We start from the raw sequence: 24015 nt of genomic DNA, 5'->3' as shown, positions 1-24015 counted from the left end.
CCCTTTTTTTTTACCCTAATTTTAAATTTTAAGGTTAATCTTTGTTTTCACCTCTTCATTTTTAATTTAATTAAACTTATTATTTAATCTCTTTTTTAAGCGACACCCATGAATCTTTAATTGTGACACTTTACACAAATAAAAATTTGTAAAAACCTAAACATCAATATCTTAAATTAATTTTAACACTTTAAAATTTTGCCTTAAAAAACCACCCAAACTTTTTTTATTGAGTGGTTTTAAAATTTATAATAAGAGAGATTACTACTTTCGCAGCAATTTACTAGCCTTCACAACTAGCACAATCTTTCTTTTGTTTAAACTTCTGTGCAGCATTCATACTGTGTTGGTAGTACAATGATTTTACACCTAACTGCCATGCTGTTACATAAAGCTTATTAATATCTTTTACGGGCATATCTGGATGCACCATAATATTCAATGACTGTGATTGATCTATGTGGTTTTGTCTGTTTGCCGCCTGATAAATAATGGTCATTTGGTCAATTTCAGAATAGGTTTTAAATACGTCTTTTTCTTCTTCTGTAAGCTCATCTAAATGTTGTACAGAACCATCGTAATCACGGATGCTTTTCCAAATTGCACTAGTGTTTAATCCTTTGTCTTCTAAAAGCGCTACTAAATACGGGTTTTTAATCGTCGTTTTAATTTTAGCAATATCTTTTACATAACTGTTAGACCAAATTGGCTCGATACCTTGAGATACTTGTCCTAAAATAAACGCAGAAGATGTTGTTGGCGCTACAGCATTTAATGTTGTATTACGTCTTCCGTAACCTTTTAAAACTTCTGGCTCACCAAATAATGTTGCTAATTCTTCTGATGCTTTAACAGATTTATCTTTAATTGTTTTAAAGATCTCACTGTTTAAATCAAAAGCTTCCTTACTATCAAAACTTACCATTTTAGATTGTAATAAAGAGTGCCATCCTAAAGCTCCTAAACCTAAAGCTCTGTTTTCTTTAGCAAACGTGTATGCTTTTTCCATAAACATAAATGTATGTCTATCATCACGGTTTTCAGAATCTCTGTAAACTTCTAATTTGGTAATAAATTCTTCTAAAACCGCATCTAAAAAGTATACCATAGTTTCTACAGCATCGGTATCTTTCCACTTATCATAATGCAATAAGTTGATAGAAGATAGTACACAAACAAAAGACCAACGATCGTTTGTAGGTAACATAATTTCTGAACATAAGTTACTAGCGTAAATCTCATGCTTTTTGTCTTTATAAACGTCCGGAGCTTCGTTATTAGCATTGTCTCTAAAGAAGATATAAGGATATCCTATTTCTCCTCTACGTTGTAATACTTTTGCCCAGATGGCTCTTTTATCAGAATCACCATCAATCATTTCTTGCATCCACTCGTTACCAACAGTAACACCATGGGTTAACTCTTGTATTGGATTTCCTTCTGTACCTATTTCTAAAAACTCGTGAATATCTGCATGCTCAATTGGTAAGTATGGCGAAAAACGACCTCTTCTCACTGAACCTTGACTTACAACATCGACCATTTTTTCAAACAATTGCATAATATGAACTGCTCCTGAAGATTCACCATTATTTTTTACAGGCGCACCTCTATGTCTTAATTTACCAAAATAACCAGAAGTACCACCTCCTAATTTAGACATCATACCAACTTCAGACTGTGTATATAGAATATCTCCCATATCATCAGAAATGTGCGAACCAAAACAACTGATTGGTAACCCACGTTTTTTCCCGAAGTTAGACCAAACTGGTGATGCTAATGAGTAATAACCTTCGGCCATGTAGCCATAAAACTTATCGGCAAAACCATCGATGCCTAATATTTTTTCTGCGTTATCAGCAATTTCTCTTATACGCTCTTCAGGTGTTGTATCTCCTGTTAGGTATCCTGAGGCTAAAAACTGACGACTATTTTCTGTTAACCACTTAATTTCTGGTTCTGTTTTAGCTTCTTTTATAGCTTCTTTTCTAGCTTTAATTAATTCATCGTGGCTAGATGTTTTTGTTGATTCGTGAATCACTGTATTTTTAATGTCTTGGTTCATATGGTCGTTGTGGTTTAAAATAAGTCGTCTCCTGTTACACTTTTTTGTCTCTTAGCATAGTTTATAGAACGTTTTACAAAGAAATCTCCATGTTTTGTTCCTATAATTTCATCATCAAACCATTCGGTTTGTACTAATAAGCTCTCATCAACATCAAATACTTTTTCGATGCCAATGCTTTCTAATGAATTATTAAATCTGTTTTTAATAAATTCATTAATTACATCTTTAGGTAAAAACTCTAGTTCACCTGCTTCAAAAATCCAATCCACAAGTTTGCTTTCAGAGTCAAATGCTTCAACACATAATTCTCTTACTAGACTGCTGTGTTCTGCATCAAACCATGTTGGATTTTCATTTTTAATAATTTTTATAATATCAATTCCGAAGTCACCATGAATTTGCTCTTCTTTCGAAGTTGCTTCAACAACATTAGATACACCTTTAAGCATATTTTTATGCTTATTAAACGCCATGATGATTAAGAATTGTGAAAATAAAGACACATGCTCAATAAATAAAGAGAACAATAAAATTGACTCTGCATATTCTTTATTGTCTTCACTTTTTGCATTCTTTAAAGCGGTTTCTAAATAATGAACACGTCTCATTATTACCGGCTTTTTCTTAAGGTTCTTAAATTCGTTATTAAGACCTAATATTTCTAATAAATGCGAGTAAGCATCGTGGTGACGTACTTCACTTTCTGCAAATGTTGCACCTACAGATCCTATTTCGGGCTTAGGCATTTTGTTATAAATCTCTCCCCAAAATGATTTTACAGCCACTTCTATTTGAGAAATAGCAAGCATGGTGTTTTTAATTGCATTTTGCTCTACAACAGTCAGTCTTGTTTTAAAATCTTGAATATCGCTTGTAAAGTTAAATTCTGAATGAATCCAGTACGAATGTCTAATAGCATCTACATACTCATTAAGTTCTGGATATTCGTAAGGTTTTAAGTTAATACGCTTTTCAAAAATATTTGTTTTTCTACTTCTCGCTTGCTCGTCTCTATATAAAATGTAAGCTTTTGCCACATCATGAAAAGCACTTTTCATTAACTTCTCCTCAGCAAGATCTTGCACCTCTTCTACTGTAGGTAAATAATCATGATCTGCTTTTTTTCTTTCTAAAAGTGTTTCTAATACATCTACAGAAATCCCTTTTGCATCCTCTTTACTTCCATTTCCTACAGAAAGCATTGCTTTTTCAATAGCGTTAGAAATCTTATTTAAAACAAACGGAGTTGTTTCGTAATCTCTTTTTATAATCTGGGTAATCTCCATAGTTTTTCTTTTAATTTTAAAGACTAGATATCCATTAGAATGAGTTTGAATCATTCCAAATTCTATCAGTAATTCCGTAAAACGAGTTTAAATTTCTTCCTTTTTAAGAGGAATATAGGGGCTTGCTTTTAAAATAGAGTTTTCGATTTTGTATCATAAAAAATTTACAAAAATCTATTTCATTATGCCTGATGCAAAGATTGACAATTGTAGTCAAAAATGAAAGCTGATTTTATAAACGTTGTCAACAAGTTTTTAACAAAGCGCTTTAACACCCGTAAAACATGATTATTCCAAAAAAAACCATTAAACACTTGTAATACAAATCATTAAGTTGTATTTTTAATAATAAAAAATGTAAGTTTTTTCTTATTAAATCAAACGTCAGCAAGCGTGTTTACTGAGGGTTTAATATTAAAAAACATGAAAAATTTACAAACAAAAAAGAGCATGGGTTTAACATTCTTTAGACGAGCAACTAACAAGTCTTAAAAATTAAGATATCATAAAAAATTGAAGGATAAAAAAAGAATAAATTAAAAAATCGGTTAAAATATCACTAAAGAAAAATTTACCATTTTAAAGAAGTATTATATGGGAGTATAATTAAAAAATTAAAACACCTGTCGCTATTAAAATAGCACCAATAAAACCTAAGTAATATTATTTTTTAACACATCTTACTTGTGTTTTTCTGCTACTTTTTCTAATTCAGCATACCAATCTTCACCAAATTTTCTAATTAGTGCTTCCTTTACAAATTTATAAACTGGCACTTGTAATTCTTTACCTAAAGAACATGCATCATCACAGATTTCCCATTTATCGTAATTAACACCAGAAAATTCTGAATAATCTTTTACACGAATAGGGTATAAATGACAAGATACTGGTTTTTTCCACTGAATCTCACCTTGGTTGTAAGCCTCCTCAATAGCACAAAGCGCTGTCTTTTTTTCATCAAAAATAACATAAGCACAATCTGCTCCATTAATTAAAGGCGTTTCAAAATCGCCAAACTCTGTAGTAATTGACGTCCCCTGAGCTTCAATAGCCTCTATTCCTTCTTTACGAAGAAACGGTTTTACCTTAGGATATATATCTTCTAAAATTTCAACTTCTTCTTTATCTACAGGTGCTCCAGCATCCCCATCAATACAACAAGCACCTTTACATGCTGAAAGATTACAAACAAAATCTTTCTCTATAATATCTTCAGAGACAATGGTTTTTCCGAGTTGAAACATAATTTATTAAATTAGCCATAACAATGGCTGTTATTAATTCTTTTTCTGCTGCAAATATACTATTAATAGCCACTTTTAAAGCGTAGAAATTGAGCATAAAAAACAGAGAACAAAAATACTTAAACTTAACTATAATTTATTATTGAAAATATGCAATAATATCGCACCTTTGCAAAAAATTTCAACCCAAATAGTGAAACATGAGATTTAACAAATTATAAGACAAGTACTTATACACACAAACTCAAGTTATCACAAAATTTAAATTAAGAAGAAATGCACCTAAATTTTAAAGAAATAGTCACAGCCTTTATGATCCTTTTTGCAGTGATTGATATCGTTGGAAATATTCCAATTATTATAGACCTACGTAAAAAAGTGGGACATATACAAAGTGGAAAAGCCTCAATTATCGCTGGTGTAATTATGATTATTTTCCTTTTTGTAGGTAAAAGTTTACTAAGTCTTATTGGTATTGATGTTAATTCATTTGCCGTAGCGGGTGCATTTGTTATCTTTTTTATTGCTCTAGAAATGGTTTTAGGCATTACACTTTATAAAGATGATGAACATAGCGCTGTTACCGCTTCCGTTTTCCCTTTAGCATTTCCGCTTATGGCAGGACCAGGAACTTTAACCACCTTACTATCTCTACGTGCAGAATTTGCTATTGAAAATATTATCGTTGCCGTAATAAGTAATGTCTTAGTTATTTTTATTGTTTTAAAAACATCAGCTAAAATTGAACGTATTATAGGAACTAATGGAATTAACATTATAAGAAAGATTTTTGGTGTAATTTTGTTAGCCATTGCTGTAAAATTATTTGCCCATAACATTAAAGAGTTATTGGCATAAAACTATTTTAAATATGAAAATACTCACACTTGTTTTAACAATTATCGGAATTGGGCTTGTTATTTTTAATGCTACGAAATTAAATTTCAATGCATTATTAACAGGAGAAAGTCAAACTGCATTAATTACAATTGTGGCAGCGCTTTGTGCTATTATTCTTTTACAAATTCTTAGAATTTCTAAAAAAATAGAAAAATTAGACAAACAACGCTAATGTGTTTTGATACTTTAATTATTGGTGGAGGAGCAGCTGGTTTATCTTGTGCCCTAGTTTTAGGTTCAGCAAAAAATAAACCTTTTGCTCAAGATAAACGTATTGGAATAATCACTCATCAAAAAACATCTCATCTTCAAAACGCTCTGTTTAATAATGTTTTAGGACTACAACCCGGAACTTTAGGTGAAGACATTCTTCAAGATGGCAAAATACAACTAGAGAACCTTTATCCTCATATTGAGCAAATTGAAAACGAAAAAGTAAGTTCTATTGAAAAAAGTGAAGATTACTTTACAATAACCACCAATGCTCATATTTACAAATCTAAAATAGTAGTCATAGCTGTTGGCTACACAAGTTTCATAACCCTAAAAGGACTTGAAAACTACATTGAACCACACCCTAGATCAGCGATAGAAAAAGACAGAATCTGGTTAAAAAATACAGATCATCTTGTAGAAAAAAACTTATATGTTGCGGGTTCTTTAGCCGGCTGGAGAAGTCAGTTTGCAATGGCTTGCGGTAGCGGATCTCATGTGGCTACAGATATCTTAACACTTTGGAATGATGGTAAACAAACCAAAATTCATGATAAGGTATAATTATTAATCTTGTTTAATATTTGGATATTCTGAGCTTAAAAGAATCACTTCTTGCACCATAATATCTTCTTTATTTATTACTTCTTCAAACGCATTATCATCAAATAGCTGACTTGCTAAAGTTGCTTTAATAATTCGTTTTATTTCAGAGTTGTAAGCAACGAAGCTAATATTAGTTCGTTCTTTTTTATTGATATAATCTTGAAAACGAACAGCAATATCATCACTCACTTGAAAATTATTAATAAAATCGTACTTAGAAATATCTTTATATAAAGTGCGATCTTTATCTAATTCTTCAAAAACAAAATAACCAAAGTGACCCCTTCCTCTCAGGTAATTAATTGTTTCATTATCAAACGAACTATCCACGGGTACAAAAACATCTGGAATGATACCACCACCACCGTAAACAACTTTTCCCTTAGGTGTTGTAAACTTTAAAGAATCATCTACAACGATACTTTCTTCGTGTGCCAATTCTCCTGTTCTTAAACGTTTATAATAGTCATTGTAATAACTTTCACTATCCCCATTAGTATAAGGTTTTTGGATAGAACGTCCCGTAGGTGTAAAATATCTAGAAACGGTTAAACGCACCGCACTACCATCACCTAAGGCCATTTCTCTTTGCACCAATCCTTTTCCGTAAGAACGTCTTCCTACAATAATTCCTTTATCGTTATCCTGTAGAGCCCCTGCAACGACTTCACTTGCCGATGCTGAACTTTCATTAATTAGAATATAAACTTCACCTTCTTCAAAATCACCATCTCCTGTGGCGTAGATATACTCTTCTTTACCTCTTTTATCTTTTGTAAATAAAATAAGCTTATCGTCTTCTAAAAATTCGTCAACAATTTGCTCTGCTATACCTAAAAATCCACCTGGATTATCTCTTAAATCTAATGCAAGTTTGGTTGCTCCTTGATCTTTTAATTCATCTAAAGCAAACATAAATTCTCGATATGTAGATTCTGCAAATCGATTCATTTTTATATAGCCTAAATTATCGGTAAGCATATAGGATGCTTCAACACTTTTGATAGGTATGTTTTTGCGTTTCACATTAAACTCTAGCAAACTATCCTCACCTTTTCTGTAAACAACAAGTTTAACATTGGTGTTTTTGTCTCCCTTTAATTTCAAACCTATGTCATTACTAGATTTATTAGAACCATAAAGTGTGTCACCATCGGCAAAAAGAATACGATCTCCACTCATAATCCCAGCACTTTCACTAGGACCATTTTCCGTAGGTTTTACAACAGCAATAGTGTCTTTATAGGCATAAAAATTAATACCAATACCTACAAAATCACCTTTCATATTTTCAGTAATCCGTTCTAAATCTTCTTTAGGAATATATGTAGAATGTGGATCTAAATTATGTAAAATACCATTAACCGTAACATCTACAATACTATCGGTATTTACCTCTTCTACATATTCGTAATCTATATAATCGATTAATCTATTAAGCTTGTTTTTCTTGCTATTTGTAGTAAAGAGATTATCTGAGGTATCTGAAAAATTTAATTTCCCACCTATAATCACACCAGCCGCGATTGCAACACCGATTAAAAGTGGAATATATTTGTTTTTTGTTGCCATTAGGCATTTAAATCTTCTATAAGTTCTAGTTGAATTCCTGCTTTTTCAAGAAATTTAATTCCCGAATCATCTTTATAACCTTGATGATATACAACCCTAACAATACCTGCTTGGTGAATTAATTTACTACACTCCTTACAAGGAGAAAGTGTAATATACAAAGTAGCGCCTTGGCAAGATTGTGTAGATGAAGCTACTTTTAAAATCGCATTTGCTTCCGCATGCAACACGTACCATTTGGTATAACCCTCATCATCTTCACAATAGTTTTCAAAACCTGTAGGTGTTCCGTTATAACCATCAGAAATGATCATTCTATCTTTTACTATTACAGCACCTACTTGCTTACGTTCGCAATGAGATAATTTACCCCATTCTTTAGCAATTCGCAAATAAGCTTTATCGTAACGTAGCTGTTTTATTTTTGACATTAATAAATTTTGTTATTCTGATGTATGTTCTTAATAACGAAGATAAACGGATAGTATTTTATTCGTCTTTTTCTTCACGTTAAAATTTTACCAAACTTTCTATGACCTCATCAAATCGCTTCCTAAAATCATCGGAATTACTAATCCTATGACTATAGATGAAAGTACCATTATCCAATCGCGACGCGAAAACCTAAATACAGTCTGGCATATAAATCCAATAAACAACACGATAAATACAATGATAACTTGAGCAAGTTCAATCCCTAAAGCAAACTCAACAAGTAATTCTAACTTGTTTTCAGATTGTCCAGAGAACATTTTAAACTCTCTTGCAAATCCTAATCCATGTACAATTCCAAAAAATAAGGTGGTAAAAAACAACAATCCAATTTTATTATTTTTTGATTTCTTGCCCGCTGTAAACACATTATAAAGTGCCATTATTAAAATAGTCACTGGTATTAAAAATTCTACAAGTTCTCCGTTAATACTAACAATTCCATAAGCCGCTAAGACCAATGATAGCGTATGCCCCAAAGTAAAGGTTGTAACCAAAAGTAAAACACGTTTCCAATCATTAAATAGATAAGGAACAGCTAATACCATTAAAAAAAGAATGTGGTCGTAACCATTGATGTCTAAGACGTGGTTCATGCCATATTGTACATTAAACCAAAAATTTTCTAACATATATAATATTTTAGGGAAATCCAAAGTTACAATTAAAATGCAATATGCTGAATTAAAAAATTATGAATAAAAACTTGTTTAATTCTAATTTCTTTCTGAATATTGTAGTTCACAAAGTTCAAATAACTTATTGAAATGTTATCAAGAAAGGTGGAGGGATAGACCCTATGAAACCTTAGCAACCCTTAAACTTATTAAGAAGGTGCTAAATTCTACTTAATTTTCGATTCATTTATCGAATAATTTAGATAGATAACCCAATATAATTACCTCATCACGGTAATTTATACCCTTGTAGCATTTTTCTATTTACACGTCATTTTTTGACGCATTTGATTTTTGGTTTATCATAAAACTAAGAAAAATGAGTTCAAAACACATTGAAACAGAAGCTATAAGAACACAGATTGAGCGTTCTCAGTATCTAGAACATTCTAGCCCTTTGTATTTAACATCTAGCTACGTATTTGAAGATGCCGAAGACATGCGTGCGTCTTTTGCAGATGAAAAAGAACGTAATATTTACAGTCGGTATTCTAATCCTAATACTTCAGAGTTTGTAGAAAAGGTGTGTCTAATGGAAGGTGCAGAACGCGGTTACGCCTTTGCATCTGGCATGTCTGCCGTATTTTCAACATTTGCCGCTTTATTAAATTCAGATGATCATGTGGTTTCATGCCGCAGTATTTTTGGTTCAACTCAAACCTTATTTAATAACATATTACCAAAGTGGAATATCTCTACAAGCTATTTTAAAATTGATGAATTAGATACTATTGAAAGCTTAATCCAACCCAACACCAAGGTTATTTATGCTGAGAGCCCTACAAATCCTGCTGTAGACATTTTAGATTTACAACGTTTAGGAGATATTGCGAAAAAGCATAACCTTATATTTATTATAGACAATTGTTTTGCAACACCATACTTACAACAGCCTATAAAATTTGGCGCCAATTTAGTAATTCATTCTGCTACAAAATTAATGGATGGACAAGGCAGAGTTTTAGGAGGTGTAACTGTTGGTAGTGCAGATTTAATCCAAAAAATATATTTATTTTCAAGAAATACAGGTCCTGCCCTATCTCCTTTTAATGCTTGGGTTTTATCTAAAAGTTTAGAAACCTTACCTGTTAGAGTTGATAGACATTGCGATAACGCATTAAAAGTTGCGACTTTTTTAGAGTCTAACGCTAATGTAAATTTTGTAAAATATCCATTTTTAAAATCGCATCCACAATACGAATTAGCAAAAAAACAAATGAAACTAGGAGGCAATGTTGTGGCTTTTGAAATAAAAGGAGGTATTGAAGCAGGTCGTAAATTTCTTAATGCAATTCAACTCCTTTCACTTTCAGCAAATTTAGGAGATACACGAAGTATTGTAACACATCCTGCATCTACAACACATGCAAAAATACCAGAAGATGTCCGTTTAGAAACAGGAATCACTTCAGGGTTAATAAGAGTTTCAGTAGGTTTAGAACACCCCGAAGACATCATTAACGATTTAAAACAAGCTTTACAAAACTAAGGTCAGCTCGAGTAATTTTATAATATCAAAATAAAATTATATCGAGAACAAACACATATTATGAGCAATATAAAAGACGAATTACAAAAACGAATTTTGGTTTTAGACGGAGCCATGGGAACTATGCTTCAGCAATACAGTTTTAAAGAAGAAGATTTTAGAGGCGAACGTTTTAAAGATTACCCGTCTCCTTTACAAGGTAACAACGATTTATTATCATTAACACAACCAGAAGCGATTGCAGAAATTCATGCAAAATATTTCGAAGCTGGTGCAGATATTGTAGAAACCAACACCTTTTCTGGGACTACAATTGCCATGGCAGATTACGATATGGAGAATTTGGTGTACGAACTGAATTTTGAATCTGCTAAAATCGCGAAACAAGTTGCAGACAAGTTCACTAAAGAAAACCCCGAAAAACCGCGTTTTGTTGCAGGCAGTATTGGCCCAACAAATAAAACCGCAAGTTTATCACCAGATGTTAACCGACCAGAATACAGAGCGATAACTTTTAATGAATTGCGAATCGCCTATAAACAACAAGTAGAAGCCTTAATTGATGGTGGTGTTGATATCCTTTTAGTCGAAACTATTTTTGATACGCTGAACGCAAAAGCAGCATTATTTGCTATTGAAGAAATAAAAGAAGAACGCCATATTGATATTCCAATAATGGTTTCAGGAACCATAACAGATGCTTCTGGTAGAACATTATCTGGCCAAACCGTTGAAGCATTTTTAACCTCAATATCTCATATTCCGCTATTAAGTGTGGGCTTTAATTGTGCGCTTGGAGCCCAACAATTAAAACCTTATTTGCAACGCTTATCTAACGAAACGGAATTTTTCACCTCAGCACATCCAAACGCAGGTTTACCAAATGCCTTTGGAGAATATGAAGAAACACCGAAGCAAATGCAACAATATATAGAAGACTATCTAAAAGATAACCTCATCAATATTATTGGAGGCTGTTGTGGCACAAGTCCTGCGCATATTAAAGCCATTGCAGAAGTAGCTAAAAATTACGAACCAAGAAAAATTGTCATTCCTGCGTAGGCAGGAATCCACTTTGAAAAGACTAACATGACTCAAAATAAAAAATATCTTACGCTCTCTGGTTTAGAGCCCTTAATAATAACACCAGAAAGTAACTTCATTAACGTTGGTGAACGTACCAATGTTACAGGCTCTCGTAAATTTCTTCGTCTTATAAAAGAAGAAAAATACGATGAAGCATTAGAAGTTGCCAGAGATCAAGTAGATGGAGGTGCACAAATTTTAGATGTTAACATGGATGAAGGGATGTTAGATGGAGTTTATGCCATGACAACCTTCTTAAATCTGATTGCTTCAGAACCAGATATTTCTAGAATCCCCTTGATGATTGACAGTTCTAAATGGGAAATTATAGAAGCTGGTTTGCAAGTTGCACAAGGAAAATGTGTTGTTAATTCTATCAGTTTAAAGGAAGGCGAAGCGCAATTTAAACACCATGCAAAACTAATAAAACGTTATGGAGCAGCAGTTGTTGTTATGGCTTTTGATGAAGATGGTCAAGCCGATAATTACAATAGACGTATTGAAATTTGTAAACGCTCGTATCACATTTTAGTTAACGAACTTAAATTTCCTGCTCAAGATATCATTTTTGACCCAAATATTTTTCCTGTTGCAACAGGTATGGATGAGCACCGCAGAAATGCATTAGATTTCTTTGAAGCCACTAAATGGATTCGTGAAAACTTACCACATGCTAATGTTTCTGGAGGTGTAAGTAATGTGTCTTTTTCATTTAGAGGAAATAATATTGTACGTGAAGCGATGCATTCTGCCTTTTTATATCATGCGATTAAAAACGGTATGAATATGGGAATCGTTAATCCAACCATGCTCGAAATTTATGACGAAATAGACAAAGAATTACTAGAACGTGTAGAAGATGTTTTGTTTGATAAACGTGATGATGCAACCGAACGACTTTTAGATTTTGCTGAATCTTTAAAAGGACAGAAAAAAGAACATGAAGAAAAGGTTTTAGAATGGAGAAGTGATGCTTTACAAGAACGAATTACGCATGCTTTAGTTAAAGGTATTGATGCCTTTATTATTGAAGATGTGGAAGAAGCACGTTTGGCTTCAGACAAACCAATTCACGTTATTGAAGGTCATTTAATGATTGGTATGAATGTGGTTGGTGATTTATTTGGAAGCGGTAAAATGTTCTTACCTCAAGTGGTGAAATCAGCACGAGTAATGAAAAAAGCAGTGGCTTATCTTCAACCCTTTATTGAAGCCGAAAAAGATGGAAAACAAGAATTTGCAGGTCGTATTTTAATGGCCACCGTAAAAGGCGATGTGCATGATATTGGAAAGAATATTGTAAGTGTTGTTTTAGGTTGTAATAACTATGAAATCATTGATCTTGGTGTTATGGTTCCACCAGAAAAAATTATAGAAACCGCCATAAGGGAAAAGGTCGATATTATTGGTTTGAGCGGATTAATTACACCATCCCTTGATGAAATGGTTTACGTTTCTAAAGAGCTAGAAAAACAAAATGTAAAAATTCCGTTAATCATTGGTGGAGCAACAACCTCTAGAGCACATTCTGCTGTAAAAATCGCTCCACATTATGCAAATACTGTTGTGCACATCAATGATGCCTCTAGAGCAGTAACCGTTGTTGGTGATTTACTTAAAAAAGATAGCAAAATTTATAAAAATCAGATTCGTGAGGAATATGATTTTTTTAGAGAGCAATTCTTAAAACGAACTAGAAAAAAAGAATATCTAACAATTAAAGACGCTAGAAAAAACAAATTTAAAATTGATTGGACTGCTTCCGAAATTGTAAAACCTAAGGAATTAGGCATTCAAATTATAGAAGATTTTGACATCACTAAACTTGAAGAATTTATCGATTGGTCACCTTTCTTTAGGAGCTGGGATTTACATGGAAAATATCCAGAAATTTTAACGGATAATGTCGTTGGAGAACAAGCCACAGAATTATTTGCCGATGCAAAAGTATTATTGAAACGTATTTTTGATAAAAAGCTTTTAAAGGCAAAAGCCATTTTTGGTTTGTTTGAAGCCAATACGACTAATGATGATGATATTGAGATTAAGGATTGTCATGCTGAGCCTGCCGAAGCATCCCAAGAAGGTCTCGACTCCGCTCGACCAGACAAATTCAAATTCTTAACGCTACGTCAGCAATCTAAAAAATCAGAAGGGAAGCCAAACATTGCTTTATCAGATTTTATAGCGCCAAAAGCAACAGGGAAGCAAGATTACATGGGCTGTTTTTGTGTATCAACAGGGTTTGGAACTGCAGAACTAGCAGCACAATTTGAAGCAGAGCACGATGATTATAATTCCATTATGATTAAAGCTTTAGCCGATAGATTAGCCGAAGCTTTTGCTGAATATTTACATAAAGAAGTAAGAACAAAACATTGGGGTTATGCTAATGATGAAAACCTATCTAATGCTGATTTAATTAAAGAAAGCTATAAAGGAATTCGACCAGCACCTGGTTATCCTGCTTGCCCAGATCACTTAGAGAAGAAAACCATTTGGAACCTTTTAAATGTTGAAGAAAACATTGGAGTTGAGCTTACAGAAAGTTTAGCAATGTGGCCAGCAGCAAGTGTTAGTGGTTACTATTTTGCAAACCCAGAAGCTAAATATTTTGGATTAGGAAAAATAAAAGAAGATCAGGTTGAAGATTACTCTAAAAGAAGAGCTATTTCTAATGAAGAAGCAACGAAATGGTTGAGTCCTAACATTGCAGATTAGTGCGTTAGCGATTACTCATCCAAATTATAATGGAAGAAATCGTGATTGCTTTGCAGTTGAAGTGGCATCCTTTTTACGTCAGTTTGAGTAATGTGACGATAGGAACATTGTATCGAAAACAAGTAAAAAGATATAACGGAAAGCGCGACCTTTAGGTAACGCCAAAATAAAAGATATTACATTAAAAAGACACCCACTTTCGTGGGCAATAGTATGAAACGAGCATGTTTAAAACATTATCATTTATCAAAATGATTATTAGCGAACAACATGTGACCATATTAAAACAATAACTGAAAGTACATGAAAGTAACAGATCACATAAAAAACGCTAACGGAAAAACGTTATTTTCCTTTGAAATTATTCCACCAAGAAAAGGAAATAGCATACAACAACTCTATAATAATATAGATCCTTTAATGGAATTTAAACCTCCATTTATAGATGTTACAACCTCTAGAGAAGAGTATCTCTATATAGAAAAACAAGGGCTTTTAGATCGCAAAATTACACGTATGCGACCTGGAACTGTTGGTATTTGTGCTGCTATAAAACACAAGTACGATGTAGACACGGTTCCGCATGTGTTATGTGGTGGCTTTACAAAAGAAGAGACTGAATACTTATTGGTTGATTGTCATTATCTAGGCTTAAATAATGTGATGGCATTACGAGGAGATGCCATGAAACATCAGCAATATTTTGAAGCTTGTGATGGTGGACATCAATTTGCAAAAGGCTTGGTGAGTCAGATTCAAAACCTAAACAATGGACACTATTTACATGATGTTCTTGAAGCGGATGATAAATCTGATTTTTGTATTGGTGTTGCTGGTTACCCTGAAAAACATCTTGAATCTCCTTCTTTAAAAACAGATTTAAAACGCTTAAAAGAGAAAGTAGATGCTGGCGCAGATTATGTGGTTACACAAATGTTTTTTGATAACAATAAATATTTCGAATTTGTAAAAGCGGCAAAAGCAGAAGGTATAAATGTGCCTATAATTCCAGGTATAAAACCGCTTGCTGTAAAACGCCATTTACAATTATTACCACAAGTCTTTAAAATTGATTTACCGGAAGATTTAATTGATGCTGTTGATGGCTGTAAATCGAACGAACAAGTACGACAAGTAGGTGTAGAATGGGCGATACAACAATCTAAAGAATTGCAACAGGCAGGTGTGCCAGTATTGCACTACTACTCTATGGGAAAAAGTGATAATGTAAAAGCTATTGCTTCAGAATTGTTCTAAATATTAAGCTTTTTTCTTAGTAAGAACATTCAATGTTAAACCAAATACAATGAGTAAAATCCCTAATAAACTCCACATCGTATAAGTTTCACCAAACCATACTAAACCGATTATCATGGTAAAAATAACTTCGAGATATTTTAAAGGAGCGACCTGATTAGTTTCTCCTACTTGCATGGCTTTGGTCATATATAACTGAGCAAAATACCCAAAAACACCCAAACTCATTAATATTAACCATTCAATCCCAACTGGAGTAACCCAACTGTTAATCGTTAAAAATCCGCCAATTACAGTAGATATTACCATAAAATAATTGACAACTACTACAGGATGATCATTACTCCCAATTTTTCTGATTGTTATAAAAATCAAGCCAGAAAACAAGGCAGATATTAAAGCATAAACAACACCTTCAACTTGCATTTCACTATCAAATCCCTTCAAAATAAGGACGCCTAAAAAAGCAATTCCGAAGAATAACCATTGCATAGGTCTTACTTTTTCCTTCAAAAAAAACAAGGCAAAAAACGCAGCAAAAATCGGGGCTATATACCGAATTGAAACTGCTGTTCCCATGGCTATATATTTTATAGACAGAAAAAATAAAGTCATAGAAATGAGTCCAAAAATGCTTCGTAAAACTAACAAACCTCTTTTATTTCCTAAGATTGAAATTTTATTTTTCAATAAATATGGAAACGTAAAAAATAATGATCCTAGTGATCTAAAAAACACAATTTGATAAACGCTAAAATCATTTAAGGTCTTTACAAACACATTTAAAAATGTGAAAGCCAAAGCACTGATAACCATGTATTGTATTGCCTTTTTCAGAATTTATTTAGGATTTTAAGCTTAATAATTTAGCTGTTATTTTAAGATGAAGCAATTTACATAATAAATCATAAAATTTAATTAGAAAAACAACGTAATTATTACTGATTTTTAGTGCTATAATTAAAAAATAGAACTGTTTTTGCTTATTTTTATGTTATAGAAATACTGAACTAATTTAACAAATGAAAACAACACATCTACTACTTTTTATTAGCGCTTTTTTTATCTTAAACTCTACAAAAGCGCAAGATATTACAGTTTCAAATCTCACAGAATATAATACCGCAATTTCAAAAATCTCTAACGGCGGAACTATTGTATTAAAAAACGGTGAATGGAAAGACGCAAACCTTTTAGCCCATGGTAATGGAACTAAAGAAAACCCTATAATTATTAAAGCTGAAACCCCTGGTGAAGTTATTTTATCGGGCGATTCTAGTTTAAGTATTTATGGTAGCCACGTTATTGTAAGTGGACTTTGGTTTAAAGATGGAAACTCAACCTCTAAACACGTTGTACAATTTAGAAAAAACTCTAAGGAATTTGCTAATAATTGCAGGTTTACAAATTCTACTATCTCTTATTTTGATGTCGCTGATGGCATAAAAAATCACTGGGTAGATCTTTGGGGTAAAAATAACCGCGTAGATCACAACAACTTTACAGGTAAAACTTCTGCAGGAACAACGGTGGTTGTTTGGCTAAAAGGAGAAGAGCATACTGAAAACAACCACCAAATAGATCATAATTATTTTGGGACTCGACCAGACTTGGGAGAAAATGGAGGAGAAACGATTAGAATTGGCACAAGTGATAACTCTATGAAATCTTCAAAAACCATCATTGAGAGCAATACATTTAAACAATGTGATGGTGAAATAGAAATTATCTCTAACAAATCTGGAGATAATATTTTTAGAAACAACCTTTTTATTGAAAGCAAGGGAACGCTAACCCTTAGACATGGTAATAATGCGCTTGTAGAAAACAATGTTTTTTTAGGAAATAACGTATCTAAAACAGGAGGAATTAGAATTATAAACGAAGGTCATATTGTAAGAAATAATTTATTAATTGGTTTAACTGGGGATGATTTTAGAGGACCAATTGTTATTATGAATGGTGTACCAAACTCTCCATTAAACCGTTATAACCAAGTTAAAAATGTCGACATACAAAACAACACTATTATTAACTGTGGCCCCATGACGTTTGGAGGCGGTAAAAATGAAGAATTAAGCCTAGCACCAATTAATACTGTTTTTGCAAATAATCTTATTACCAATACCAACGGTGGAAAAATAGCAGAATATGTTGATACTGTTGATGGCATTACATTCTCTGGAAATATTGTAGATAGTGAGGCTATGGTAAACCCTCAATACTTTACAAAAGCAAGTATAGATTGGACTCTCTTAAAGTCTTTACCTATGCCAACAGAAAATAACCCAATACTTACAAGTGTAAGTAGTACAAATAAAAGCCCTAATAAAGATATTACAGATACCACAAGAGAATCTTATGTTGCAGGAGCATTTAACTTAAACAATACTAACATTCCAATGGCTTTAAAAGCTAGAACTGGTCCTGGTTGGAAACCAAATATCGTAGCTCCAGTCACTAAAGCCGGAGACTTAATTGCAGACCCCGGAATTGGCACCTTATCTAAAGTATTTAGTAGAGCGAAAGATGGTGATGTTATTACTTTAAAACCTGGGATTTATGAATTTAATAAAAGCCTTAAAGTGAACAAAAACATTACGGTACTTGGAGCAAGTGAAGGTCGCTCTGTTTTTAAAATGCAAGGTGATATCGAAAAGCCTTTTAATTACTTTATCCGTATTAATGAAGGCGTATCTCTTGTATTAAAAAATATAACTTTTGATGCCACTCATAGCAGCCCACCTAAATACGCTATAGTATCACCAGACAAATTAGAATCTGAAGCATATGCACTTAATGCAGAAAATTGTACGTTTCAAAACTTCACAACTCAAAATGGAGGAAGTATTTATAAAGCTTATGAAGGGACTTTAGCTCGTAATTTAACTTTCAAAAACTCTAAATTTATAAATAGTTATAGAGGTTTAAATCTTTCATCTTATAAAAATGATGACTATGGAAGGTACAGCGCTTTAGAAATTGTAGTTGACAATTGTATATTTAAAGATATTGAAGAATTTGCTGTAAATTATACTAGAAACGTATTAGATGTAAATGCTGAAGGAGGTATACTAACAATTACAAATAGTGTATTTGATAGAGTTGCTAATGAAGAAAAAGGAAGATCTCTTATTACAAATGGTATTAACGAAGTAACGATTAAAAATTCAGTTTTTATTAATAGTTATAAATCAGAAACGCCTGTTAATATTAAAGGTTTTAAGAATATTATATCTAATTGTTTATTCGATGATAATGGCTACCCTAAAGTGACTAAGGGAGCCAAAGAAGAAGATCTGATTTATAAAAATCCTAAATGGGACGATAAAGAAAATTATATCCCAGGAAAGAAATCGCCATTACTTAAGGAAAATAATGACAAAGAACTGATAGGTCTTATTCAACAATAAAATAAACACAAATTTTTTAAAGGGTTTAAAACCAACTATAAAAAAGCTAAGCAATATAATATTGTTTAGCTTTTTTTTATTGACATTCTATCTTCCATTCTTAATTATAAATACATATTGCGATTTAGTTAATCATAATAAAAAAAAGAAGAAGTCATTCGTCTGTATTTTTAAAAACATAATAGTATAGCTAAAAAAGAAACCAAACCTTATCCTCATATTCATTCCTGAGAAAGCATTAATCTACAATTGCAAAGTTACTCTAGTAAGTAAACAAGTTTTAATATTATATAGACTCTTGAAGATTCTCCCGTTGATACTTCTTAGATACTCTGCACTCGGTTCTCATCATTTATAACTAATAGGCCTTAAATTCAGAGTTCAATTTAAAAAGAAAAGGGCAACTTAAAAATTAAGTTGCCCTTCATTGCTAAAAATTAAAAACACTACTCAATAATAATTCTTTTAGTTACTGAATTAATTCCAGATTTTATTTTAAGTAAATAAATCCCTGAAGCTAAATCAGATACATTTACAGTATCATTAGTTAAAACTGAAGTTTGTAATACACTTCTTCCAAGCACATTAAATAACTCAACAGAATCAATTGTTTGATCTAATGATGTAATTGTTATAGTTACATCTGCTGGATTAGGATAAATACTAAAACTATTTAATTCAAAACTTTCAGTTGACAAAGTGTTTGCTGTAGGATTTAATGCACCATAAACGGTATTAATACCTGCCCATTCTCTAAAAGCCATAGGTAATGTATCATCTTGATCCAATTCCCAATCAGGTGAATCTCCGCTTGTATCACCAATTGCCCAATCATTAGTTGTAAAACCTGTATTTGTTCCTTGTCTTATAATAACATGTGGATCTGATCCTGGAAAATCAATCATAGTAGCACTTGTAGTTGCAGTTTGATTTACTCCATTAGTTGCCATATCTTGAGCGAAAACAATTTGAGCATAACCTCTTTCTGGAAAATCGTTTTCTATATCATCATCTAAATAAGCCACTGAATCATATAAAATCCATGAAGTGTGTGGACCTACAGAATCTATAACACCATCGAAAGCTAGACCATCTCCAGCTTCAGGACCGTCAATAGCCACACCATCTGGATCTTCTCCTTGAATTAACATATAAGAACCAGAAGCATCTGCAAAATTACCATTATAACCTATATCTGGTGTTTGTGTAGAAACATTACTAGAACTACCACCTGTAACATCATTCCCTGTTAACTCAATAGTAAGAACACTAGCATCTGAATCCATTAAAGAAGCATAAGGACTTGTTGTAACGACAGCTGTATCTTCATCTGTATAATTACAAACAATAGCAAAAATGCCATTAGCACCAAATGTTCTTGTACCATCTCCTAATTGAATTTCTTGAGTTACTTTTCCATAATTGCTAGCGTTTCCATCACCATCAATTACCAGTAACCATAAATCTTCAGGAATAATTTCATTAGCTGGACCTCTAACCTCAATTAATTCATTTGTTAAATCTGATCCATTTGGACTTACAATTAATTTATTAATGTAATAGCCGGTTCCTGTTGGAATATTGTCAAATGTTTGAGAAAATCCAATAGCTGTTACAAAAAGTAACGCAAAGAGTAGTTGTTGTTTCATAATTGTTGTTTTTTTAGTTATTATTCATTTTACACAATTCTAACTACGTATTATATAGAGTTTTAATCGTATTAAAATTGGTTTACCAATCTGGTTTACCAAATATAATCAAAAAAATCAGTAAAAACATTATAATTAATAAATTATATAAAAAATTAATTTATATTCATATTTACATCAGTAAATACAGAAATTCATAATTCAGAACTCTTGTTTCCAAAACTATAAATTCAACAAAAACAACACTTAAATAGCTAATTTTTAAACACATAAAACACACTCAACCATCACTTTTTCGTTTAAAAAAATGCTAATCAATAAAGTGAATATATAAAAGCATAAAAAATACATTGTATTAATACAAAATCATCAACTCTTAGTCCTGATAATTTTGCCTTTGGTTATTCTAATTCAGGTTAAATAACACTATCTTAGTTAATCAAAATTGGTTAACCAATTACTCAGGATTATGAAAAAAACATTTTTAATTTTAAACATTACCTTTTTTGGGACTTTATTAGGAAACTCTCAAACCATTTTAAATGCAAACGGAGCAGGAAACACTTACGAAGATATTAACGCTGTTTTAGCTCCTGGATATAATGCTGTAGAGGTTCCAGATTGTATTCATACAGATTTTGGTCGTCATATAGATGAAGTTTTTGACACGGAATTAAACACCAATGTCTTTCAATTTATTTCTCATAAAACACCTGATAATGACCGTTGTCAAAATTTTGATAGACAACGTGTAGAGATTAAGACTTACAACTCATCACCTAATAATTTAAAAGCTACAGAGGGTGAAACTGTTGAATATAAATGGAAGTTTAAATTACCTAGTGATTTTCAGGTTTCTTCAAGTTTTACACATATTCATCAAATTAAAGCAGTAGGAGGACCTTATGAATCAATACCAATGATAACATTAACGCTTCGCAAAGCAAACCCAGATCGTATAGAATTACGATATACTGCTACTAATAATCAAAGCACAATCCAAACTGCTGATCTCGATTTACTAAGAGGAAATTGGGTAGAAGTAACCGAAATTATTTCTTTTGGAAACGAAGGTAGTTATAGCATTAATATTGATCGTGTGTCTAATGGTGATTCAATATTAAGTTACACAAATGAAACCATGGATACATGGCAAGATGGAGCTACGTTTGCGCGACCAAAATGGGGCGTTTACAGAAGTCTAAATAATAGTGAAGATTTAAAGGATGAAATTGTACGCTTTGCTAATTTTAGTATCGAAGAGATTGGTCCGTTATCAATATCTGAAATTAAAACTAGAGCTGAAGAAATTGTACTCTCTCCAAATCCTTCAAAACATATCGTAACTTTTAAAAATGCTAAAGCTGACGATTATGATGCTATTACTTTGTACACTTCTGAAGGAAAGACTATCTCTACTGAAAATCGGCTTAAAAAATATAAATTAGATGTTTCAGATTTAAATTCAGGTCTCTATTATATTGCTTTTATTAAATCTAAACGAACTGTAAAAGTTTTAAAGTGTTTGGTTGATTAACTTCTACTCAAAAATCAATCAACTTACAGCTTACAAATAATAACTCCATATTGTACATACTAGCTGTATAAACAACTAACTGGTTATCTGACAGGAAGCGCATACACTATAACATTAAAGCTCTATTATACTTACTTTGGCGTAGTAAAATACTATAGTTAACTCAATTGCAATAAAAAAACTGTCCTTGTATTTATATCAAATAAACACAAGGACAGTAATCAATTTAATTAATCTTTACGACTATTATAATCCTGCAAGATTAGGATTTCTGTTTATTTCATCTTGCGGTATTGGAGTATCATAATCTACACTAGGATTAAAATCAGGTTTAGCACCTTCATAACCAGAAGCACTAAATACTTGATTTCCTAAATCTCTTCTCTTAATATCGTACCATCTTTTACCTTCAAAAGCAAGTTCTATTCTACGTTCTTCTAAAACATCTGCAACGGTAATATTACTAAGATCCATAGGAATTGTAGATGAAGGGAAAGTAGCTTCATCATAACCACCTGAAGTAGATTGACCACCATTTCTAGCTCTACCTCTAACCTCATTGAGATAAGTTAATGCTAAAGGGTTTCCTATTTCAACTCCAGCTTCTGCTGCAATTAATAATACCTCTGCATAACGCATCATAGAATAATTATGACTTGTCGCTCTTTTATTTCCTTTAGCATATTCACCAGGGTAACGTGTGTATTTTGCAATATATGGAACGTTTGCAGCATGCTCATGCCCACTTATAGTAAATTCTGTATAATCTACCGGTACACCTCCGATTGTAGCTTTTGTTTGAAAGCTAACATCTCTTCTATAGTCTCCAGGCTCAAAAGAATCATAAACAGCCATAGTAGGAGCTACAACAGACCAACCCTCTTCATTATCATCACCTCTAACGCCAGACATAGGTGCTATTTGGTCATAAGAATTATCTGCTGCTTCGTTAGCATTATAATCTAATGCAAAAATTGGCTCTATAGAAGCATCAATTCTATTAGCATCAAATAAAGCTTGAAAATCTGGATCTAAACCTAGAACATAAGTTCCGCTATTATCTATTACTTCCTTAGCTTCATCAAATGCTAATTGAAAATAAGCCATATCGTTAGTTCCTGCTCTTGTTAAATAAACCAATGCTAAATACGAGCTTGCTGCTGCTTTAGATGGTACAGATCTTGATATTACTGTTTCTGGCAACCAAGTTTTAGCAAATTCTAAATCTGCAATGATATTATCATACACTTCTTCTTCAGCAGTTAGGCCAACAGAAAAATCTGCTTCCTCACCAGCTGGACGATCGAAATAAGGAATATCTCCAAATAATCTTACCAAATGAAAGTAATAAAATGCTCTTGCAAAATAAGCTTGAGCCACAACAGGATTTTTAATATCATCATCTGCTGATACACTTTCAGCACCAGCAATAGCTGTATTTGCTGCACTTATACCTAACCAAATTCTTGTCCATGGATCGTAAACCATTTCATTTTCACCCGTAATATTATGCATATCCATCTCTACTCTATACGTTTGAGAAGATTGAAGCTTCACCATATCTGAACGTAACATTAATGACACAGAAAGTTTTCTTCCCCATATCTCTTCGTTTATAGCGTGAGTTAGTGAACCATCTATAGCTAATTGTAAATCATCTACAGTAGAGAAGAATCCATCCGGAGACAATAAACCAACCGGTTCTTCTTCTAAGTCTGAGCATCCCATTATTGACAATCCCATCAATAACAATATAATTTTATATGTATTCATAATTTTTTCTTTTTAATTTAAATTGT

Annotated in this window: 18 protein-coding genes and 1 riboswitch; of the genes, 9 read left to right on the top strand and 9 right to left on the bottom strand. The window is 32.4% G+C overall.

Annotation, left to right across the window (positions count from 1 at the left end; genetic code table 11):
* Positions 1-283 precede the first annotated feature (283 nt).
* The 3 genes from HSX10_RS11200 to HSX10_RS11190 form a co-directional block, all read right to left on the bottom strand.
* Positions 284-2068, bottom strand: coding sequence for a ribonucleoside-diphosphate reductase subunit alpha (locus HSX10_RS11200; protein ID WP_173588315.1), 1785 nt, complete (start codon positions 2066-2068; stop codon positions 284-286).
* Between the two features lie 14 nt (positions 2069-2082).
* Positions 2083-3357 carry a ribonucleotide-diphosphate reductase subunit beta gene (locus HSX10_RS11195; protein ID WP_173588314.1) on the bottom strand — a complete coding sequence of 425 codons (1275 nt, stop codon included), beginning with the start codon at positions 3355-3357 and terminating at the stop codon, positions 2083-2085.
* A gap of 680 nt (positions 3358-4037) precedes the next feature.
* A complete protein-coding gene (locus HSX10_RS11190) occupies positions 4038-4604 on the bottom strand; it encodes a DUF3109 family protein (protein WP_173588313.1) in 567 nt (188 codons plus the stop codon).
* Between the two features lie 276 nt (positions 4605-4880).
* Between HSX10_RS11190 and HSX10_RS11185 the strand changes: the two genes are divergently transcribed.
* From HSX10_RS11185 to HSX10_RS11175, 3 genes are read left to right on the top strand one after another with little or no spacing between them, the layout of a single operon-like run.
* Positions 4881-5462, top strand: a complete 582-nt coding sequence (locus HSX10_RS11185) for a MarC family protein (RefSeq protein WP_173588312.1) — start codon at positions 4881-4883, stop codon at positions 5460-5462.
* Between the two features lie 13 nt (positions 5463-5475).
* Positions 5476-5676 (top strand): hypothetical protein, encoded by a 201-nt coding sequence (locus HSX10_RS11180; RefSeq protein WP_173588311.1) that lies wholly within the window; start codon positions 5476-5478, stop codon positions 5674-5676.
* The gene (locus HSX10_RS11175) at positions 5676-6281 is read left to right on the top strand and encodes an FAD-dependent oxidoreductase (protein ID WP_173588310.1); all 606 of its coding nucleotides are present in this window, start codon (positions 5676-5678) and stop codon (positions 6279-6281) included. The genes HSX10_RS11180 and HSX10_RS11175 overlap by 1 nt, the downstream gene beginning before the upstream one ends.
* Positions 6282-6284: 3 nt before the next feature.
* On the opposite strand, the gene HSX10_RS11170 is transcribed toward HSX10_RS11175, so the two are convergent.
* The 3 genes from HSX10_RS11170 to HSX10_RS11160 form a co-directional block, all read right to left on the bottom strand.
* Entirely contained in the window at positions 6285-7895 is a 1611-nt protein-coding gene (locus HSX10_RS11170) for a S41 family peptidase (protein WP_173588309.1), read from the bottom strand.
* Positions 7895-8326, bottom strand: a complete 432-nt coding sequence (locus tag HSX10_RS11165; protein WP_173588308.1) for a deoxycytidylate deaminase — start codon at positions 8324-8326, stop codon at positions 7895-7897. Before HSX10_RS11165 ends, HSX10_RS11170 begins: the two co-directional genes overlap by 1 nt.
* 99 nt (positions 8327-8425) lie before the next feature.
* A complete protein-coding gene (locus tag HSX10_RS11160) occupies positions 8426-9019 on the bottom strand; it encodes a HupE/UreJ family protein (RefSeq protein ID WP_173588307.1) in 594 nt (197 codons plus the stop codon).
* A 135-nt stretch (positions 9020-9154) separates the two neighbouring features.
* Positions 9155-9278, top strand: a riboswitch (SAM riboswitch).
* Between the two features lie 105 nt (positions 9279-9383).
* Here HSX10_RS11160 and HSX10_RS11155 point away from each other — a divergent pair.
* The 4 genes from HSX10_RS11155 (at position 9384) to metF (ending at position 15617) form a co-directional block, all read left to right on the top strand.
* Positions 9384-10553, top strand: coding sequence for a trans-sulfuration enzyme family protein (locus HSX10_RS11155; protein ID WP_173588306.1), 1170 nt, complete (start codon positions 9384-9386; stop codon positions 10551-10553).
* A 60-nt stretch (positions 10554-10613) separates the two neighbouring features.
* Positions 10614-11615: a homocysteine S-methyltransferase family protein gene (locus tag HSX10_RS11150; protein WP_173588305.1), complete on the top strand. Its 1002-nt coding sequence runs from the start codon at positions 10614-10616 to the stop codon at positions 11613-11615.
* A gap of 27 nt (positions 11616-11642) precedes the next feature.
* The gene (gene metH / locus HSX10_RS11145) at positions 11643-14360 is read left to right on the top strand and encodes a methionine synthase (RefSeq protein WP_173588304.1); all 2718 of its coding nucleotides are present in this window, start codon (positions 11643-11645) and stop codon (positions 14358-14360) included.
* 303 nt (positions 14361-14663) lie between these two features.
* Complete coding sequence (gene metF / locus HSX10_RS11140) at positions 14664-15617, top strand: methylenetetrahydrofolate reductase [NAD(P)H] (protein WP_173588303.1); 954 nt, start codon at positions 14664-14666, stop codon at positions 15615-15617.
* 3 nt (positions 15618-15620) lie between these two features.
* Here the strand turns inward: metF and HSX10_RS11135 are convergent, their stop codons facing one another.
* On the bottom strand, positions 15621-16442 hold the full coding sequence (locus HSX10_RS11135) for a DMT family transporter (RefSeq protein ID WP_367651267.1): 822 nt from the start codon (positions 16440-16442) through the stop codon (positions 15621-15623).
* Positions 16443-16639: 197 nt separating this feature from the next.
* On the opposite strand from HSX10_RS11135, the gene HSX10_RS11130 reads away from it, so the two are divergent.
* On the top strand, positions 16640-19030 hold the full coding sequence (locus HSX10_RS11130) for a polysaccharide lyase 6 family protein (protein WP_173588301.1): 2391 nt from the start codon (positions 16640-16642) through the stop codon (positions 19028-19030).
* Positions 19031-19476: 446 nt separating this feature from the next.
* On the opposite strand, the gene HSX10_RS11125 is transcribed toward HSX10_RS11130, so the two are convergent.
* Complete coding sequence (locus HSX10_RS11125; RefSeq protein WP_173588300.1) at positions 19477-20679, bottom strand: T9SS type A sorting domain-containing protein; 1203 nt, start codon at positions 20677-20679, stop codon at positions 19477-19479.
* Positions 20680-21148: 469 nt separating this feature from the next.
* On the opposite strand from HSX10_RS11125, the gene HSX10_RS11120 reads away from it, so the two are divergent.
* Entirely contained in the window at positions 21149-22216 is a 1068-nt protein-coding gene (locus tag HSX10_RS11120) for a T9SS type A sorting domain-containing protein (RefSeq protein ID WP_173588299.1), read from the top strand.
* Between the two features lie 246 nt (positions 22217-22462).
* Here the strand turns inward: HSX10_RS11120 and HSX10_RS11115 are convergent, their stop codons facing one another.
* Positions 22463-23989: a RagB/SusD family nutrient uptake outer membrane protein gene (locus tag HSX10_RS11115; protein WP_173588298.1), complete on the bottom strand. Its 1527-nt coding sequence runs from the start codon at positions 23987-23989 to the stop codon at positions 22463-22465.
* Positions 23990-24015 lie beyond the last annotated feature (26 nt).

The organism is Winogradskyella undariae, from assembly GCF_013285155.1.
Classification (GTDB): domain Bacteria; phylum Bacteroidota; class Bacteroidia; order Flavobacteriales; family Flavobacteriaceae; genus Winogradskyella; species Winogradskyella undariae.
This window is presented reverse-complemented; position numbering and strand designations above follow the sequence as displayed.